Source organism: Nocardia sp. NPDC004860, from assembly GCF_040609015.1.
In the GTDB taxonomy this organism is placed as follows: domain Bacteria; phylum Actinomycetota; class Actinomycetes; order Mycobacteriales; family Mycobacteriaceae; genus Nocardia.
Genome location: NZ_JBEXJI010000008.1, coordinates 132,319 through 149,666, shown reverse-complemented (window position 1 = coordinate 149,666; position 17,348 = coordinate 132,319). Strand labels below are relative to the sequence as shown.

The 17,348-nt window shown below is 70.0% G+C and carries 19 protein-coding genes and 1 pseudogene; 10 read left to right on the top strand and 10 right to left on the bottom strand.

What is annotated here, in order from left to right; translation table 11 throughout:
• The first annotated feature begins 86 nt into the window (after window positions 1-86).
• Both ABZV44_RS18045 and ABZV44_RS18040 read left to right on the top strand, forming a co-directional pair.
• Window positions 87-1,637 (top strand): RNA-guided endonuclease TnpB family protein, encoded by a 1,551-nt coding sequence (locus ABZV44_RS18045; protein WP_354837360.1) that lies wholly within the window; start codon window positions 87-89, stop codon window positions 1,635-1,637.
• Complete coding sequence (locus ABZV44_RS18040; RefSeq protein WP_354837358.1) at window positions 1,622-2,227, top strand: NUDIX domain-containing protein; 606 nt, start codon at window positions 1,622-1,624, stop codon at window positions 2,225-2,227. The genes ABZV44_RS18045 and ABZV44_RS18040 overlap by 16 nt, the downstream gene beginning before the upstream one ends.
• Before the next feature lie 197 nt (window positions 2,228-2,424).
• Here the strand turns inward: ABZV44_RS18040 and ABZV44_RS18035 are convergent, their stop codons facing one another.
• Complete coding sequence (locus ABZV44_RS18035; RefSeq protein WP_354837356.1) at window positions 2,425-3,360, bottom strand: NADP-dependent oxidoreductase; 936 nt, start codon at window positions 3,358-3,360, stop codon at window positions 2,425-2,427.
• A gap of 110 nt (window positions 3,361-3,470) precedes the next feature.
• Here ABZV44_RS18035 and ABZV44_RS18030 point away from each other — a divergent pair, with 110 nt between their 5' ends.
• A complete protein-coding gene (locus ABZV44_RS18030) occupies window positions 3,471-3,872 on the top strand; it encodes a helix-turn-helix domain-containing protein (protein WP_354837354.1) in 402 nt (133 codons plus the stop codon).
• 208 nt (window positions 3,873-4,080) lie between these two features.
• On the opposite strand, the gene ABZV44_RS18025 is transcribed toward ABZV44_RS18030, so the two are convergent.
• On the bottom strand, window positions 4,081-4,653 hold the full coding sequence (locus tag ABZV44_RS18025) for a helix-turn-helix domain-containing protein (RefSeq protein WP_354837352.1): 573 nt from the start codon (window positions 4,651-4,653) through the stop codon (window positions 4,081-4,083).
• 86 nt (window positions 4,654-4,739) lie between these two features.
• Between ABZV44_RS18025 and ABZV44_RS18020 the strand changes: the two genes are divergently transcribed.
• Complete coding sequence (locus ABZV44_RS18020) at window positions 4,740-5,717, top strand: zinc-binding dehydrogenase (RefSeq protein WP_354837349.1); 978 nt, start codon at window positions 4,740-4,742, stop codon at window positions 5,715-5,717.
• Window positions 5,718-5,729: 12 nt separating this feature from the next.
• Here the strand turns inward: ABZV44_RS18020 and ABZV44_RS18015 are convergent, their stop codons facing one another.
• The 4 genes from ABZV44_RS18015 to ABZV44_RS18000 are packed head-to-tail and all read right to left on the bottom strand — an operon-like array spanning window position 5,730 to window position 8,268.
• Entirely contained in the window at window positions 5,730-5,987 is a 258-nt protein-coding gene (locus tag ABZV44_RS18015) for a YciI family protein (protein WP_354837347.1), read from the bottom strand.
• 31 nt (window positions 5,988-6,018) lie between these two features.
• A complete protein-coding gene (nusB, locus tag ABZV44_RS18010) occupies window positions 6,019-6,522 on the bottom strand; it encodes a transcription antitermination factor NusB (protein WP_354837345.1) in 504 nt (167 codons plus the stop codon).
• 20 nt (window positions 6,523-6,542) lie between these two features.
• Window positions 6,543-7,106 (bottom strand): elongation factor P, encoded by a 564-nt coding sequence (gene efp, locus ABZV44_RS18005; protein WP_354837343.1) that lies wholly within the window; start codon window positions 7,104-7,106, stop codon window positions 6,543-6,545.
• A gap of 37 nt (window positions 7,107-7,143) precedes the next feature.
• Window positions 7,144-8,268: a Xaa-Pro peptidase family protein gene (locus ABZV44_RS18000; RefSeq protein ID WP_354837341.1), complete on the bottom strand. Its 1,125-nt coding sequence runs from the start codon at window positions 8,266-8,268 to the stop codon at window positions 7,144-7,146.
• 150 nt (window positions 8,269-8,418) lie between these two features.
• Here ABZV44_RS18000 and ABZV44_RS17995 point away from each other — a divergent pair, with 150 nt between their 5' ends.
• The 4 genes and pseudogenes from ABZV44_RS17995 (at window position 8,419) to aroB (ending at window position 12,703) form a co-directional block, all read left to right on the top strand.
• Window positions 8,419-8,880 (top strand): A24 family peptidase, encoded by a 462-nt coding sequence (locus tag ABZV44_RS17995; protein WP_354837339.1) that lies wholly within the window; start codon window positions 8,419-8,421, stop codon window positions 8,878-8,880.
• Window positions 8,881-8,932: 52 nt separating this feature from the next.
• A complete protein-coding gene (gene aroC / locus ABZV44_RS17990) occupies window positions 8,933-10,147 on the top strand; it encodes a chorismate synthase (protein WP_354837337.1) in 1,215 nt (404 codons plus the stop codon).
• A gap of 71 nt (window positions 10,148-10,218) precedes the next feature.
• A pseudogene (locus ABZV44_RS17985) lies at window positions 10,219-10,710 on the top strand (shikimate kinase); the annotation flags it as partial.
• Between the two features lie 874 nt (window positions 10,711-11,584).
• A complete protein-coding gene (aroB, locus tag ABZV44_RS17980) occupies window positions 11,585-12,703 on the top strand; it encodes a 3-dehydroquinate synthase (protein WP_354837335.1) in 1,119 nt (372 codons plus the stop codon).
• Between the two features lie 127 nt (window positions 12,704-12,830).
• Here the strand turns inward: aroB and ABZV44_RS17975 are convergent, their stop codons facing one another.
• Window positions 12,831-13,313, bottom strand: a complete 483-nt coding sequence (locus tag ABZV44_RS17975; protein WP_354837333.1) for a B-4DMT family transporter — start codon at window positions 13,311-13,313, stop codon at window positions 12,831-12,833.
• 123 nt (window positions 13,314-13,436) lie between these two features.
• Here ABZV44_RS17975 and ABZV44_RS17970 point away from each other — a divergent pair, with 123 nt between their 5' ends.
• A complete protein-coding gene (locus ABZV44_RS17970; protein WP_354837331.1) occupies window positions 13,437-14,054 on the top strand; it encodes a transcriptional regulator in 618 nt (205 codons plus the stop codon).
• Window positions 14,055-14,067: 13 nt separating this feature from the next.
• Window positions 14,068-14,544, top strand: a complete 477-nt coding sequence (locus ABZV44_RS17965; protein ID WP_354837329.1) for a DUF3291 domain-containing protein — start codon at window positions 14,068-14,070, stop codon at window positions 14,542-14,544.
• A gap of 16 nt (window positions 14,545-14,560) precedes the next feature.
• Here ABZV44_RS17965 and ABZV44_RS17960 read toward each other — a convergent pair whose 3' ends face one another.
• From ABZV44_RS17960 to ruvX, 3 genes are read right to left on the bottom strand one after another with little or no spacing between them, the layout of a single operon-like run.
• Window positions 14,561-15,385, bottom strand: a complete 825-nt coding sequence (locus ABZV44_RS17960; RefSeq protein WP_354837327.1) for a shikimate dehydrogenase — start codon at window positions 15,383-15,385, stop codon at window positions 14,561-14,563.
• Window positions 15,360-16,871: an endolytic transglycosylase MltG gene (gene mltG / locus ABZV44_RS17955; protein WP_354837325.1), complete on the bottom strand. Its 1,512-nt coding sequence runs from the start codon at window positions 16,869-16,871 to the stop codon at window positions 15,360-15,362. The genes ABZV44_RS17960 and mltG overlap by 26 nt, the downstream gene beginning before the upstream one ends.
• Window positions 16,868-17,320, bottom strand: a complete 453-nt coding sequence (gene ruvX, locus ABZV44_RS17950) for a Holliday junction resolvase RuvX (protein WP_354837561.1) — start codon at window positions 17,318-17,320, stop codon at window positions 16,868-16,870. Before ruvX ends, mltG begins: the two co-directional genes overlap by 4 nt.
• Window positions 17,321-17,348 lie beyond the last annotated feature (28 nt).

Below are 17,348 nucleotides of genomic sequence, written 5' to 3'. Positions count from 1 at the left end.
GGATTGTCGATTCGTCTGGTGCGCACCTCATTCGGCCAACTCCACACCGCAAATCCTGTCGGTGTCCTGTGTCACACTCGCTCGTGATGAGCAGGCACACCACGTTCCGTTACCGGCTTGACCCCACAGCCGAGCAGCACACCGTGCTTACCCGGCACGCCGGTGCCGCGCGGTTCGCGTTCAACCAGTGCCTGCACATGGTGAAAACCGCCCTCACCGCACGCAATAGCGATCCCGATTACCCGATCCCGTGGACCGGATTCAGTTTGATCAACGCCTTCAATGCATGGAAGAAGACCGAAACTGCCGGTCGGGTCTTCACCGTCGACCCGTCCGGGACCACGCAGATACAGGTCACGGGGTTAGCGTGGCGGGATCAGGTATGCCAGCAGGTGTTCGAAGAAGCTGCCGTGGACTGCGGCCGCGCTTTGAAAGCCTTCTCGGCGTCGCGTCACGGCAAACGTAAGGGCAAACCTGTCGGTTTTCCCCGTTTCAAGACCAAGGCACGCACAACCCCGGCATTCCGGCTGCGCACCAAAGGTTCGAACGGTGGGCGTGCCTCGATTCGTGTCGGTGATGACGGCATCGCGCGATCGGTCACCTTGCCTGGCATCGGTCTGATTCGGGTTCGTGCCGATACCCGCCAGTTGCGGCGAATGCTTCGACTCGGGCGCGCGAAGATCTTATACGCCACGGTGTCTCAACACGCAGGTCTATGGTGGGTCAGTCTCGCAACCGAGGCCGCTGACCTGCACCCAGCCCGTCGCCACCCGCTCCGTGACCCGGCAGATCCGGGTGGTTGGACAGAATTGGATCGAGGATTGTCGGTGTTCGTGGTCGCGGCCAACGCCGACGGAACCGCGCTCGCCCGCATCGCAAACCCAGCCAAACCCGCCGCTTCCGGGCTTGCTCGACTGCGGGGGCTGTCGAAAGCGTTGTCCCGCAAGCAGAAAGGATCCCGCAATCGAGGCGAGGCCGCCGCGAAACTGGCCCGCCACCATCGTAAGGTCGCCGATAAGCGCCGTCAGTTCCTGCATCAGGTCACCAACGAGCTGGTCAAAACCCACGACCGGCTCGTCATCGAGGACCTGAACGTGACCGGGATGCTCGGCAATCACCGCCTGGCCCGCGCTATCAGCGATGCCGGCTGGACCGACTTCGCCCGCTTGCTACGGTACAAACAGCACTGGCGCAACGGCACGGTGGTCACTGCTGACCGCTGGTTCCCGTCGAGCAAACGCTGCTCGAAGTGCGGCACTATCAACGCCGGGCTGGTATTGGCGGATCGAGTGTTCCTGTGCGGGTGCGGGTTCCGCGCCGACCGGGACGTGAACGCGGCCACCAATCTTGCGCTATGGCCGAACATCCAAGAAAGCAGCTCGTCACGATCCCCGGACCTCCCAGCAGGGGGCCGGGTAACCAATGCCCGCCGACGGGACGGCACTGACCGGCACCCCACCGGTGCCAGTGAAACCAGCCCGACAGACGCGGGAACCGATACTCACCGCTACCGGCGTGAGTGGACGCCCGAGAAGGGCGCTGTCGAATCGACCGGGGGTCAACCCGGGATATTCGACAGGCTGTCAGGCATGATTGTCGATTTGTGGAGCAACAATCCGCAGTGTCCATCGACGTGATCACCCTGCGCTACGGACCCGACGACCCCACCGCCGTCCTCGGCATCGCGCCCCGGCGGTGGGAGCCCTTCGCCGGTGAACTCGCGCTGCCGGGTGTGCTGCTCGGCCTCGGCGAACGCCTGGCCGAGGCCGCCCGCCGCGCGGTCCACACCAAACTCGGGGTACCGGCCGAGGCCATCCTCGCCGTCGGGCAGGTCGCCACCTTCGATGAGCCGCACCGCGATCCACGCGGGCCGACACTGTCCATCGCCATGTGGGCCGTGGTCGGCCCGCACGGAACCGGCAGCGCGACCTGGGTCCCGTTCGACGCCGTCCCGCATCTGGCCTTCGACCACAACCAGATCGTCGCCGCCGCCCGCGCCCGGCTGGCCGAGATGCTCTGGAAGGACCTGGCATTCACCCGCGCCCTGACCGGCGACCAGTTCACCGCCACCAGAGCCGTCGACCTCACCACCGCCCTGCACGGCGCGAAACCCGACCCCGGCAACCTCAACCGGACCCTGGCCGCCATCCCCGGACTCTCCCGCACCGGCGAACGGGTTCGTGTGAAGGCCACCGGCCGCCCCGCCGCCGTCTGGTCCTTCACCTAGCCGACCGGGTCACCCACCCGGCCTGAACCGGTCCGGAACCCGCACGGCGCGGGACACATTGGCCAGGGCAGCGGCCTCCAGCTTGCCGCGCAGAGTGGCCGACGCGGGCCTGCATCGGTTCCGAGGCCGCCATCGTCGCGGCCTGCTGGTCTGACGACATGCCGGACAATTCGCGCATGCCCCGGGAACCCGCCGGTTCAGGGCACCAGTACGAGACGGCCGCGGAGGCCCCTGGCGGCGAGCCTGTGGTGGGCGTCGGCGACCCGGTCGAGGGGCAGGGTGCCGGCCACACGAGGAGTCAGGCGGCCCGCATCGACCAGGGCGGCCAGCTCGGCGAGGCGGGGACCGTCGGCGCGAATCCAGGTGTTGGCGACCCGGATTCCGCGCAGACCCGCCGGTTCCGCGCCACCCACCACGGCCGCGAACCCGCCCCCGGAGCGGACCGCGTCGAGAGCCTCGGCGCCCAGGGACGCGGCGTCCACCGCGCCGTCGGCACCGCCCGGGATCAGGGCGCGCACCGCCTCGCCCAGGCGCGCGCCGCGCGGGACGAAGAATTCCGCGCCGAGTTCACGGACCAGGTCCTCGTCCGGGGCGGCGGCGGTCGCCACCACCCGAAGGCCCTGGGCCACAGCCAGTTCCACCGCGAAGCCGCCGACCGCACCGGCAGCGCCGGTGATCAGCACGGTCTGCCCGGCGGTGAGCACGAGCGCGTCCAGGGACTGCACGGCGGTCAGGGCATTCAGCGGTATCGTCGCCGCCTCGACCGCGGAAGCACGGCGCGGGGCGAGCGCGACGGCCGCGGCGTCCAGGACGACGAAATCCGCCTGCGCGCCCAATGGCACGTCCAGGCGGTCCGACAACCCGTACACCTGGTCACCGAGCGCGAAAACCGGGACGCCGGAACCGATCTCGTCGATCGTGCCGGCGACGTCCCAGCCGAGGCCGATCACGTCGCGCGGCACCATCAGGCCCGCCTGTGCCAGACCGCCCGAGCGGGTGTGCAGATCGACCGGATTCACCCCGGCGGCGGTCACCCGAATCCGCACCTGCCCGGGACCCGGCGACGGCACCGGCACGCCTGCCAGCTCCAGCGCCTCGGGACCTCCGAACGAACGAATCACGACGGCACGCATGTGAGTTCTCCTCTGCTGTACGGTTTTCCATCCAGCCCCGAACCTACGGAGTGTTACTCTCCACTGGGAAGTACGCACCTCGGAGTGCGTACCGTACGCGAGGGAGAGCCATGGCAACCACGACCGCGGCCCAGCGGCGCACCGAAGCCCGCCGCGCCTACGACGCCTACGTCCAGGAATGCCCCACCCGGCACCTGCTCGACCGCATCAGCGACAAATGGGTGAGCCTGCTGCTCACCGCGCTCGCCGGCGGACCCCGCCGCTACAGCGACCTGTCCCGCATCGTCGCGGGCGTCAGCCAGAAGATGCTCACCCAGACCCTGCGCACCATGGAACGCGACGGGCTGGTCAGCCGCGCGGTCACCGCCTCGGTGCCGGTCCGGGTCGACTACGAGCTCACCGAACTCGGACGCAGCCTGCTCCCGGTCATGCAGGCGATCAAGAGCTGGGCCGAGACCCACATCGAGGACGTCCTCGCCGCCCGCGAACGCTACGACGACAGCCCGAACTGACCTGGACCGTTCCCGCTCAGGCATATCCGTCACCCGCGGGCAGATCCCTCGCAGTTCCGGCATATCTTCGCGACCCGGGCATATCCGTCGCAACTCGGGCAGAGCGGTTGCGGCTCAGGCACATCCACGTCGACTCGGGCGAATTCGCTGCGGCTCTGGCGGATTCGTTGCGACTCGGGCGAGTCCCCAATCGGGCAGGTCCGCAGTCTCACGCAGCTCCGTCGAGAACCGATTGGACCAGCTGCCGGACGGCCTCGAGAAGCCGGTCCTTCTGGCCGTTGCGGACCAGGTAGGGCACCAGGTCACCACCCAGGGGCGCGAGCAGCAACCCGCCGACCACGTCGGCGTCGAGATCGGGGCGGATCTCGCGGAGCAGGCTGCTGATGTGGGCGGCCCAGAAGGCGTGGAGTTCCTCGGCACGTGGATGCGGAGGGATTGCCCGATAGGCGACCGAGATCTCGATGTCGTCGGCGACCAGACGGGTCATGGCGTCGAAGTAGGCCAGCAGGCGCTCCCCGGCCGGAGCGCCCGGACCGAGCGGCGGCGGACCCGACCGCACGGCCTCCATCAGGTCGAACGCACCCTCGGCCATCAGTTCGTGCAGCAGGCCGGCGCGGCTGCCGAAGCGGTGGAAGAGCGTGCCCTTGGCCACCCCGGCCGCTGCCGCGATCCGTTCCATCGTGGCGGCGTCGGCCCCCTCCTCGGCGAACAGCTTCCGCGCCGCCGCCAGGATTGCCTGCCGGTTGCGCGCTGCGTCGGCGCGTTCCTTGGGCCGGTCCATATCACCACTTTCATTGACAACTTGACCGACGGTCAATATCTTCGCAGACATATCTTGACCGTCAGTCAACTTATGAGAGGTTCTCAATGCACGCAATCCTATTGACCGCTACCGGCGCACCCGACGTCCTGGTGGCGAGCGAGGTGCCCGCGCCGCGCCCGCAGGCCGGAGAGATCCTGGTGCACACCGAGGCGATTCCGGTGCTGTTCCCGGAGACCATGCTGCGGTCGGGCACGTTCCCGCTGCCGGTGGAGTTCCCGATCGTCTTCGGCACCCAGGCCGCGGGCGTCATCGCCGAGGTCGGCGCGGGCGTGGACCCGGCGCTGATCGGGCAGCGAGCAGTGGTGAGCAGCAACAGTTTCGGCACCTATGCCGAGCAGGTCTGCGTTCCGGTGGAGACGGCGACCGCGATTCCGGACGGACTGGGCACCGCCGAGGCCGCGGCGGTCGCCATGAGCGGGTCGGTCGCGATCCCGCTGCTGGAGACCGCGCGGCTCACCGGCACCGAGACGGTCCTGATCGAGGCGGCCGCGACCGGCGTCGGCGCCTATCTCACCCAGCTGGCCAAGGAGTACGGCGCCGCGCGGGTGATCGCCACCGCGGGCGGGGCCGAGAAGGCCTTGCAGGCACGCGAATTCGGTGCGGACATCGTCGTCGATCACCACATACCCGGCTGGACCGAGCAACTGCGCGAAATGCTCGGCGGCACAACGCTGGACGTCGTGTTCGACTCGATCGGCGGCGAATCCGCCCTGGCCCTGCTGGATCTCATGACGCCGCTGCGCGGCCGCATGCTCAGCTACGGCTTCCTGTCCGGCGCGCCCGCACAGGTCGGCGCCATGGACCTGATCATGCGCGGCCTCACCCTGATCGGCTGCTCCGGGCCGGACTGGCTGGCGGGGGTCGCCGCCGCGCGCGCCGCGGCACTGAATCGCGCCGCGACGGGTTCACTGACCCCGCTCGTCGACCGCGTGCTACCGCTCGATCAGGCCGCCCACGCCCATCAGCTGCTGGCCGACCGGGCGGCCAAGGGCACGATCGTGCTGCGTCCCGCCGGGGCGTGACGAAAGTCCGGATCAGCCGGTGATTTCCCACTCGTAGACGGTGAGTTCCGACGCGCCCGTCGTGTGAATCGGGTCGGTGCGGATCAGTTCCTGTGCGGCAGTCAGGTTTTCGGCGGTGATCACGTACGCACCGCCGCTGCCGTCGGTGAATTTGCCGGTTTCCACCAGCTGTCCACGCTCGCGGACGGCCGTCAGCCAGTCCTTGTGCGGGACGATGACGGAGTCGTCGAAGCGCGGGGTGCGCATGGCCATCACGAGATACTTGCGCACCCTGCGCTTCTCCTTCGAACTACTTCTCGTCCTACTTCTCGTCGTCGGCGACGGTGGCGCGGGTCGCGGCCGCGGCGGCCCGCACCTGCGGGGCCACCTGGACCACCTGCCCCAGCACACCATTGATGAACGACGGCGAATCGTCGGTGGAGAGCTCCTTGGCCAGCTCCACCGCCTCGTCGACCGCCACCACCGGTGGAACGTCGTTGCCGTGGAACAACTCCCACACCGCCACCCGCAGGATGGCACGGTCCACGGCGGGCAGCCGTCCCAGCGTCCAGTCCTGCAGGTACGACTCGATGGTGCCGTCCACCCGGTCCAGATCGTCGGCGACGCCTTCGACCAGGACCCGGGTGTAGGGGTTCACCGGCGCCACCGACTCCTCACGCACCGCCAGCGAGACACGCTCGGACAGCAGATCCGCGGGATCGATATCGCGGGCCTCCGCCTCGAAGAGCAGATCCACCGCGCGCCGGCGCGCCTTGTGCCGTGCGCCGAGCTTCTTGAACGACTTCTTGTCCGATTGATCGGCCACGGAAGACATTATCCGTCGCGTCAGTTGTTGACGCGGCTGATGTAGCTGCCGTCCCGGGTGTCGATGCGCAGCTTGTCACCCTGGTTGATGAACAGCGGCACCTGCACCTCGGCGCCGGTCTCCACGGTGGCGGGCTTGGTGCCGGCCGAGGAGCGGTCGCCCTGCAGGCCCGGCTCGGTGTGGGTGACGATCACGTCGATGGCGACCGGGAGCTCGACGAACAGCGCCTCGCCCTCGTGCATGGCGATCTGCACGGCCATGTTCTCCAGCAGGAAGCCCGCGTTGCGGCCCAGCAGCTGCTCGCTCAGGTGGATCTGGTCGTAGGTGTCGCCGTCCATGAAGATGTAGTCCTGACCATCGTGGTACAGGTACGTCATGTCGCGACGGTCGACGGTCGCGGTCTCCACCTTGACGCCCGCGTTGAAGGTCTTGTCGACAACCTTGCCCGAGACCACGTTCTTCAGCTTGGTGCGCACGAAGGCGGGACCCTTACCCGGCTTCACGTGCTGGAACTCGACGATCTGCTGCAGCTGATTGTCGATCTTCAGCACGAGGCCGTTCTTGAAGTCGCTGGTGTCCGCCACTGTCCTCGGATCTCCTACTAGTCGGTCGAACCGTGCGTCAGTCGACGACGGTCAGGTCTTTGCTGGTGCGGGTGAGCAGCTCCGGGCCCCCCTGGCGAACCACGAGTGTGTCCTCGATCCGGACACCACCGCGGCCGGGGAAGTACACACCTGGCTCGACGGTCACCGCCACGCCATCCAGCAGTGTACCCGTGCCGGTTTTGGCTATTCCGGGCGCTTCGTGAATCTGCAGGCCCACACCGTGCCCGAGGCCGTGCACGAACAGCTCACCGTGCCCGGCGGCCTCGATCACCGCGCGCGACGCCGCGTCCACCGCCTTGGTCGAGACGCCCGGGGTCAGGGCCTCGCGGCCGGCCTGCTGCGCCCGCTGGACCAGGTCATAGACCTCGCGCTGCCAGTCCGTCGGCGCACCCAGCACGAAGGTGCGGGTCATGTCGGAGTGGTAGCCGCCGACCACCGCGCCGAAGTCGAGCTTCACGAAATCACCGGTGGCCAGCACCGACCCGGTCGGGCGATGATGCGGGACAGCCGAATTCGCGCCCGCGGCCACGATGGTCTCGAAGGCGACCGCCTCGGCGCCGTGCTCGAACATGAGCCACTCCAGCTCCCGGGCCACCTCCCGCTCGGTGCGGCCGGGACGCAGCCCGCCGCGCTCGAGCAGGGTGGCCAGGGCCGCGTCGGCGGCGTCACAGGCCGCGCGCAGCTGCTCGACCTCGAAGTCGTCCTTCACCATGCGCAACTGCTCGACCAGCCCCGAGACCGCGACCAGGTCCAGGCCGGTGCCCAGCGCGGACAGGCCGCGATGCTGTTCGACGGTGACCACGTGGCTCTCGAAACCGACCCGGCCGGTCTGCCACTCCCCCGCGATCTCCATGACGCGGCGCGCACTGGCCCGGTTGATCTCGGCGCGCAGATCGGGCACCTGCACGCCGACCTGGGTGAGGTAGCGGCCGTCGGTGCAGATGATGGTGCGGTCCTCGCTGGAATCCCAGGCGTACACCAGCAGCGCGGCGTTGGAGCCGGTGAAACCGGTCAGGTACCGGATATTGATCAGGTCCGTGACCAGCAGGGCATCGACGCGGTTCTCCACCAGCAGATTGCGCAGGCTGGCCCTGCGCAGCGCGTAGTCGGGGCGCCGGACCGGATCGTGATCAGCAGACATGCGTCAAAGCTACCGCCGACACGCCGCAACACCGACACGCAACACGTGAATGACCTGGTAATGGAACCCAGGCTGTTCACATCGCAAGCGGTTCTCCACATTTCGCGATCACGCCCTCCGCACCGGCCGCCGCCGCGCGATCCTCGATTCATGTCTCCGTTGCCCGTCCTGCTGCTGACCCTATGGTGCGTCGCCCTGAGCGTCTGCGATCTGCGCAGCCGGCGGCTACCGAACGTCCTCACCCTGCCCGGCGCCGCGCTCGTGATCGGCTACGGATTCGCCACGGGCAGGCCGGCACTCGCGGTCTCCGGCGCCCTGCTGCTGACCGTTCCCTACCTGTTCGTCCACCTCTGCTGCCCGCGCGCCCTCGGCGCGGGCGACGTCAAACTCGCCTTCGGTCTAGGAGCGGCAACAGCCCTCTGCGGCGCCCAGACCTGGTCCTGGGCGGCGTTGGCCGCGCCGATGCTCACCGCCGCCGCCGGCCTGGGCGGCATGCTCGGGCATCGGCTGCCGATCCCGGGCGCGGGCCGGCGGGCGGTCGTCGCCGGGACGCTCGCGCACGGGCCCGCGATGTGTGCCGCGAGCATGGTGGCGGTGGTGGCCGTGCGCTGACATCGGGCTACGCACGGGCCGTGTGTTCGAGCGCCCCCGTTGTCATGGAAAGATGTCACTCGTGTTGCGCTGGATAACTGCCGGAGAATCCCATGGTCCTGCTCTCGTCACCATCCTCGAGGGGATGGTGGCCGGTGTCGAGGTGACCTCCGCCGAGATCGGCGCGCAGCTGGCCCGGCGACGGCTCGGGTACGGGCGCGGCGCGCGGATGAAGTTCGAGGCCGACGTGGTCACCATGGTCGGCGGCGTGCGCCACGGCCGCACCATGGGCGGCCCGGTCGCCATCGAGGTGGCGAACTCGGAGTGGCCCAAGTGGACCCAGGTCATGTCCGCCGATCCGGTGGACGAGGCCGAGCTCGCGGACCTCGCCCGCAACGCCCCCCTCACCCGTCCCCGGCCCGGCCACGCCGACTACTCGGGCATGCTCAAGTACGGCTTCGACGACGCCCGCAATGTCCTGGAGCGGGCCAGCGCCCGCGAGACCGCGGCGCGGGTCGCGGCGGGCACCGTGGCCAAGAACTTCCTGCGCCAGGCGCTGGGCGTCGAGGTGATCTCGCACGTGGTGTCCATCGGCGCCGCCGCGAACACCACCGGCGTGGTCCCGACCGCCTCGGATCTGGACGCCATCGACGAGTCGCCGGTGCGCGCGTTCGACAAGGACGCCGAGGCGGCCATGATCGCCGAGATCGAGGCGGCCAAGAAGGACGGCGACACCCTGGGCGGTGTGGTCGAGGTCGTGATCGAGGGCCTGCCCGTGGGCCTGGGCTCGTTCACCTCCGGTGAGGCGCGCCTGGATTCGCGACTGGCGGCCGCGCTCATGGGCATTCAGGCCATCAAGGGCGTCGAGGTGGGCGACGGTTTCGAGACCGCCCGCCGCCGCGGCAGCCAGGCCCACGACGAGATGCGGCCGGGCCCCGACGGCGTGCTGCGCTCCACCAACCGCGCGGGCGGCCTGGAGGGCGGCATGACCAATGGCGAGGCGCTGCGCGTGCGCGCGGCCATGAAGCCGATCTCGACCGTGCCGCGGGCGCTGTCGACGGTCGACATGTCCTCCGGCGAGGAGGCCGTCGCCATCCACCAGCGCTCGGATGTGTGCGCGGTGCCCGCGGCCGGTGTGGTCGCCGAGGCGATGGTGGCGCTGGTCGTGGCGCAGGCCGTGCTGGACAAGTTCGGCGGCGACTCGCTGCCCGAGACCGTCGACAACATCCACGCCTACCTGAAGCGGATCAACGCCCGCCCGCACATCCCGGGCCACGCCGGGCAGTGACCGCTGACGACAGCGCGGTGTCCGGCGAGCACGAACCCACCGCGGCGGCCGGTGAAACCGACCGGCCCGCAATCAGTCTGGTGCTGGTCGGCCCGCCGGGCGCGGGCAAGTCCACCATCGGGCGCAAGCTGGCCCGGGAACTCGGCGTGGACCTCTACGACACCGACGCCGCGATCGAGGAGCGCGCCGGGCGCACGATTCCGGAGATCTTCGCCGAGGACGGCGAGCCGGAGTTCCGCCGCATGGAGGAGGAGGTCGTCCGTGACGCCGTCCTCGCCGGGCACGGCGTGGTCTCCCTCGGCGGCGGCTCGGTGCTCTCGGCCGCGACCCGCGCCCTGCTGCACGACCGTACCGTCGTCTACCTGGAAATCAGTGTGGGCGAAGGGCTGCGCCGCACCGGCGCCAGCACCAACCGCCCGCTGCTCAACGGCGACGACCCCGCCAAGAAGTACCGCGAACTGATGAAGATCCGCCGCCCCCTCTACCGTGAGGTGGCGACCGTGCGGGTGCGCACCGACGGCCGCAGCCCCGGCCGCGTCGTCCGCATGATCCTGGCCAAGCTCGGGCTGGAACCGATTGCGCGCCCGGAGGATTCGGGCACCGAGACCGCTACCGTCGAGCCCGGCGTCAGCTCCCGCTCGCGCGCCCGCCGCAAACGCCGCCGCGGCGGCCGCGGCCGCGGCGAGAACAGGCCGGGCGAGGGCACGAATACGACTGCCGCCGAAGCCGATTCGGCCCCGGCCACCGAGGCGCGCAACGGCCAGGGCTCCCCTGCCTCGCCCGCCGGCGCGGCCGAGGCCGCCGGGGACGCGAAACGCTCTCGGCGCAACCGGCGTTCGCGCCGCCGTGGCGGCCGCACCACCGCGGCCGCTCCACTCCCGCCGAACGCGGAGACCACCGTCGGCGCGGCGGTCGCGCCGCCCGCCGCTGGATCAGGGAACGCGTCGCCTGACCGGTCCGGCGCGCCCGCGGTGGCCGACGCTGTAGGTGGTGGATCCGGAGCAGTGGGTGCGCGTACCGGCGGACGCCGTCGCCGCGCCTCCCGCATCGCCGGTGCGCCCTCGAGTTCCGCTGCCGGTGGCCAGGATTCGCCCCGCACCGCCGCTCCGGCCGGAGCGGCCGACGCGGCTGCCCCGAACACACCCGCCGCAGCGTCGGATGCGGCCCGCGTACCCGGCGCCGTCGCCGCGCCCGGCAGCGGACGCTCGCGCCGTGCCCGGGCCCGACGGGCGCGGGCACGCGCCCGCGAGCAGCAGCACACGCCGGCCGACGGACCGGTTCCCGGCGCCACTTCCCCTGCGGTGGAGGGAGGTTCGTGATCCTGAGCGCACCATCGCGCGCCACGGGCACGCGCCGCCGATCCGATCGACAACTTCCCCGCACCACGGGGTCACGCTATTCCCCGCCGCTGGGCGGGACCATTCACGGAGGAGTCCTATGAGCGAGCCGACTCGCATCGAGGTCCGCACGGCCGACCCGTACCCGGTGATCATCGGCCGGGGGCTGCTGGGCGACCTGGTCGACCAGGTGACCGGCCGGTCCGGCGTGCGGACCGTGGCGATCTTCTACCAGCCGCCGCTGGCCGAGACCGCCGAGGTGGTGCGGAAGGCCCTCGCCGACAAGGGCATCGATGCGCACCGGGTGGAGATCCCCGACGCCGAGGCCGGTAAGGACCTGCAGGTCGCGGGCTTCTGCTGGGAGGTGCTCGGCCGTATCGGGCTGACCCGCAAGGACGTGATCGTGAGCCTGGGCGGCGGCGCGGCCACCGACCTGGCCGGTTTCGTGGCCGCCACCTGGATGCGCGGCGTGGACATCGTGCACGTGCCGACCACGCTGCTGGCCATGGTGGACGCCGCGGTGGGTGGCAAGACCGGCATCAATACCGAGGCGGGCAAGAACCTGGTCGGCAGCTTCCACGAGCCGGCCGCCGTCATGGTGGACCTGGCCACGCTGGAGACGGTCCCGCGCAACGAGATCGTGGCGGGCATGGCCGAGATCATCAAGGCCGGTTTCATCGCCGACCCGGTGATCCTGGAGCTGGTGGAACGCGACCCGCAGGCCGCCCTGGACCCGACCGGCGACGTGCTGCCCGAGCTCATCCGCCGCGCCATCCAGGTCAAGGCCGATGTGGTGGCCGCCGACCTGAAGGAATCGAATCTGCGCGAGATCCTCAACTACGGCCACACCCTCGGCCACGCCATCGAGCGCCGGGAGCGGTACCGCTGGCGGCACGGCGCGGCCGTCTCGGTGGGCCTGGTCTTCGCGGCCGAATTGGGCCGCCTGGCAGGCCGTCTCGACGACGCCACCGCCGAGCGGCACCGCACCATCCTGGACAGCATCGGTCTGCCCACCACCTACGACGCCGATGCGCTGCCGCAGCTGATGGACGCCATGCAGACCGACAAGAAGACCCGTTCGGGCGTACTGCGTTTCGTGGTGCTCGACGGCCTGGCCAAGCCGGGTCGGCTGGAGGGCCCGGATCCGAGCCTGCTGGCCGCGGCCTACTCGGCCATCGCCCGCGAGGACGGCCCGACCGGCGGCGCGATTCTGCTGTAGGGCACAGCGGCTTTCCTCTCAGCGCCCGTCGCCGGACTCCGGCGGCGGGCGCTGCCGTCGGTGCTCCCGGATACGAAAAACCCCGCGCCACCCGATCGGTGGCGCGGGGTCGAGCGCGGACGGGAGCTCAGACGCCGGCGGGCTGCGGGTTGGGTGCGGAGCCGGCGGGGGTGCCGGACTGCTTCTTGCCGCCCCGGCCCGCCAGCCAGCGGCCGAGGGCGACGCCGAGCACGCCCGGGATGAAGATCAGCAGCACGATGAAGGACGCGGCCGAGGTGATGTTGAAGACCAGACCCTGATCACCCAGGTCGAAGCCCGGAACGAAGTCGAGGATCCAGGCGGCCAGGCCGGAGCCCAGGCCACCGGCGAGCGCGGCCTTGAGCCAGCGCATGGTCAGATCGGTGCCGCGCTCGGGATCGGCATTGGCGCGCCGATCGGCGCGGCCGTCCAGTACGCCCCACGCGACCACCGAGCCGACCAGCACGATCAGGCACAGGATCCGCATCCAGGCGCCCGTGGTCGGCCAGTACCTCATGCCGAAACCGAGCAGGGCCTCCAGCACAACGGTCAGCGCCCCCAAGCCCACGGCGCGCAACACCCACGCATTCATGACGATCACCTTAACCTGCGCGGCCGCGCGGCCGAACCGAATGAATTGAAACTTGTTCCAGAACCATAGCCGGAGCGGGGCCGCGGGACACACCCGGGCCCGGCACGCTGCTACAAAGACAGCGTGAGCATCGAAGCCGTCGCCCTGCTTCAGGATCCGATCCGCAAGCGGCTCTACGACCATGTCGCGGCCGCCGACCACGACGTGAGCCGGGACGAAGCGGCCGCGGCCGTCGAGATCAAACGGCCGCTGGCCGCCTTCCATCTCGACAAGCTCACCGAGGCGGGACTGCTGGACGCGGTCTTCCGCCGCCCGGAGGGCCGCACCGGGCCCGGTTCGGGACGGCCCGCCAAGTTCTATCGCCGCGCCGACGCGGAGTTCGCGATCACGCTGCCGGCCCGCGACTATCGCACGGTCGCAACGATTCTCGCCGAGGTGGTCGAGCACGAGGGCTTCGAGGACGCCATCGCGAAGGCCGCCGCCGCGCACGGGCCGGCCCTCGCGGGCCGTGACCTGTTCGAGGTGCTGCGTGAGCGCGGCTACGAGCCCTATCTCGACGGCGACGCGATCCGCCTGCGCAACTGCCCTTTTCACCGCCTGGCCGTGGACTTCCCGCCGCTGGTCTGCGGCATGAATCTGGCGCTGCTGGCAGGTCCGGCGGCCGAGGCCGGCTGGACCGCGCGGATGGATCCGGCGCCGGGCCGATGCTGCGTAAGTTTTTCTAAAACCAATGGAGACTAGTTATAGTCGAGGAATGTACCTCGCACAGCTGAACATCGGGCGCATGGTCGCCCCCGAAGGCGATCCCCGGGTCGCCGAATTCTTCTCGGCCCTCGACGAGATCAATGCCGTCGCCGAATCCTCCCCCGGCTTCGTCTGGCGCATGGTGGACGGCGAATCCAACAACGCCACCTCCCTGCGCCCGTACCACGGCGAGCCGGACATGCTGGTGAACATGAGCGTGTGGGAATCGCGGGAAGCGTTGTTCGACTACGTCTATCGCAGCGGCCACATGGACTACGTGCGCCGCCGCCGGGAATGGTTCACCCCGCTGCGCGAGGTCTTCACGGTGCTGTGGTGGGTGCCGGAGGGCATGCTGCCCACACTCGCCGACGCCATGGCGCGACTGGACCACCTGCGCGAGAACGGGCCGACGCCTTACGCTTTCACCTTCCGGCAGGCCTTCGAACCGGAAACGGCCGCGGAAATATCCGCGGCCGTCCTCGATTAGCGGGTCACATCCGTGATCAATCCCGCAGGGCCGCAGCCATTTCGGCGCGCGGAGCGGACTTGCCGGTGAACTGCTCGACCTGCCCGTAGGCCTGGTTGAGCAGCATCTCCAGGCCGCTGACCACGGTATTGCCCACGCGGGCAACCGCTTCCGCGAGCGGCGTGGGCCACGGGTCGTAGATCGCGTCGAGCACCACCGGGGCCGCCGCCACCGAATCCGCCACGGCCGCGGCCGCCACGGCGGGCACGGTGCTGACGACGGCGTCCACGTCGGAACAGACGAACAGCAGGCCCTCGGGGTCGAAATCGAGCACCTCGGCCGACATGCCCAGCTGCTCGGCCAGTTCCAGGGTCCCGGCGGCGCGGCCGCGATCGCGGGCCACGATGGTGACGGTGTGCGCGCCCAGGTCGGACAGCGCCAGCAGGGCCGGGCGGGCGGTGCCGCCCGCGCCCAGCACGACGGCGCGGGAGATCTCCTGCACGCCGGCGCCTTCCAGCGCGCCGCGCACGCCGTCCACGTCGGTGCAGTCCGCACGCCAGCCGGAATCGGTGCGCACCAGGGTGTTCGCCGAGCCGACCAGGACCGCTCGCTCGGTGCGCTCGTCGGCGTAGCCGAGCGCGGCGACCTTGCCCGGCATGGTCACCGACAGCCCGACCCATTCCGGTCCGAGCCCGTCCACCAGGCCGGGCAGCTGCTCGGCGGTGCACTCGATGCGCTCGTAGCTCCAGTCCAGGCCGAGCGCCCGGTAGGCCGCCAGATGCAGTTGCGGCGACCGCGAATGCGAGATCGGGCTGCCGAGCACGGCCGCCTTCCGGTTACCGCCCACTGTCGAGAATTCCACTCTGCCTGGCCTTTTCGATATTGCGCAGGTGCTCCTTGTAGTCCTCGGTGAACAACGTGGTGCCCTGCTTGTCGACGGTCACGAAATACAGCCACGGGCCGGGCGCCGGATTCTCCATGGCACGCATGGCATCCAGCGACGGCGCGGAGATCGGCGTGGCGGGCAGACCGGCCATGGCGTAGGTGTTCCACGGGGTCTTGTGCGCTCGGTCGGAGTCGGTGGTGGCGACCTCGGTCTTGTCGAGGGTGTAGTTGACGGTGGAGTCGAACTGCAGCGGCTGCTGGGCGGCGAGCCGGTTCACGATGACCCGCGCCACCTTCGACATGTCCTGCGGCAGCGCCTCCCGCTCCACCAGCGACGCCGCGATCAGCGTGTCGTAGGGGCTCAGGCCGTTCGCCGCGCCGGACTGCGCCACCCCGGTGGCGTCGTAGCTCGCCGCGCTCGCGGTCACCAGCTGCTTGAGGATGTCCAGCGCGTTGGCGCTGGGGTCGAAATCCCAGGTGCCACCGGCGATCAGGCCCTCGAGCTGGCGGGAACGGTCCGGCACCGATCGCACCCGGTCCAGCGCCCACACCGGCACGCCCAGCGTGGCCGGATCGGCGGTGGCCCCGGCCTGGTCGAGCTGCTCGTAGGTGACGCACTTGGCGGCGGTGCCGGTGCCGACACAGCTGGCCTCGGCGATCTTGCGGTAGATGCCGTCCTTGCGCGCGCCGGTGGTGACGTCGCTGGAGTCGTGCAGCTGGCGGCCCTCGGAGATGACCACATTGCCGACCCGGGCGTCCTTGCTGAACAGCGCGGTCACCGCTTCGGAGCCCTTGCTGTGGCCCGGAATGGCGTAGTAGCCGGGCTGGATGGAGTTCATGTTCGTATTGCGCACGGCCGCTTCGTAGAACGCGCCGCTGCTGGCCACCACGTCCTTGTCGGCCATGGTCTGCGCGATCTGGGTGGCGGTGTCACCCGGCTTGATCTGGATGACCACCAGCGGGCCCTGCGGGCCCGAGAAGTCGGGGGGCGGGCTCAGCTTGCCGACGAACTTCCAGCCCGCGAATCCGACTGCGCCGACGAACAATACGGCGAACACACCCGCGATGACGAACAGATTGCGGCGACGCCGCTTGCGCTCGGCCGCTTTCCGCGACGCCATCCGGGATCGCTTGGGGCGCTGGCTGCCTCGCGACCCCGCGCGCGACTGCGATCGGGTGGCCCGGCGGCCCGGCTCGGCACGCTGGCCCCGGTCGCCGCGGCGGCCGCGCTCGGCACGCTGGGGCGCGCTGCGGCGCGGGGGTTCCGGCTCGTGCGGGAGCTCCTCGTCGTAGTCCTCGCCCTCATAGTGCTCGTCGTCGTAACGCTCATCCTCGTAGCGGGGAATGACGGTGGTGTCGTCTTCGTAATCGTCCGCCTCGGACCAATCCAGATCGTCGCGGCGGTAACGCCGTTCGGCGTTCTGGCGGTAGCGTTCCTCGGCCCGCGTCCAGCGGTCGGTCATGCGTCATCACCGCGCGGCTTCAAAAGGGCACTCCGTTCGTCCAACCATCCTTGCAGGATCGACACGGCGGCGGCCTGATCGATGACCTGCCGCTGCCCGCGTGCGCGAACTCCACTGTCTCGCAACGCACGTGCAGCAGACACCGTAGTCAAACGTTCGTCGGAAAGTCGCACCGGCACCGGCGCGATCAGGCTCCGCAAACGCCCCGCGAAGGTGGCCGCCAGCTTAGCCGACGCGCCGCTCTCCCCGCGCAATGTGCGCGGCAGGCCGACGATCACCTCGACGGCCTCGTACTCCCGCACAATGTCGGCAATTCTGGATAGATCGGAGGCGAGGGCGCCGGGCGCGACCTTCTTCGCGCGCGGCACCGTCTCGACCGGGGTGGCCAGCAGCCCGTCCGGATCGCTGGAGGCGACACCGATGCGCACCGACCCCACGTCGATGCCGATGCGCCGGCCGCGGCCCGGGTCCCGTTCC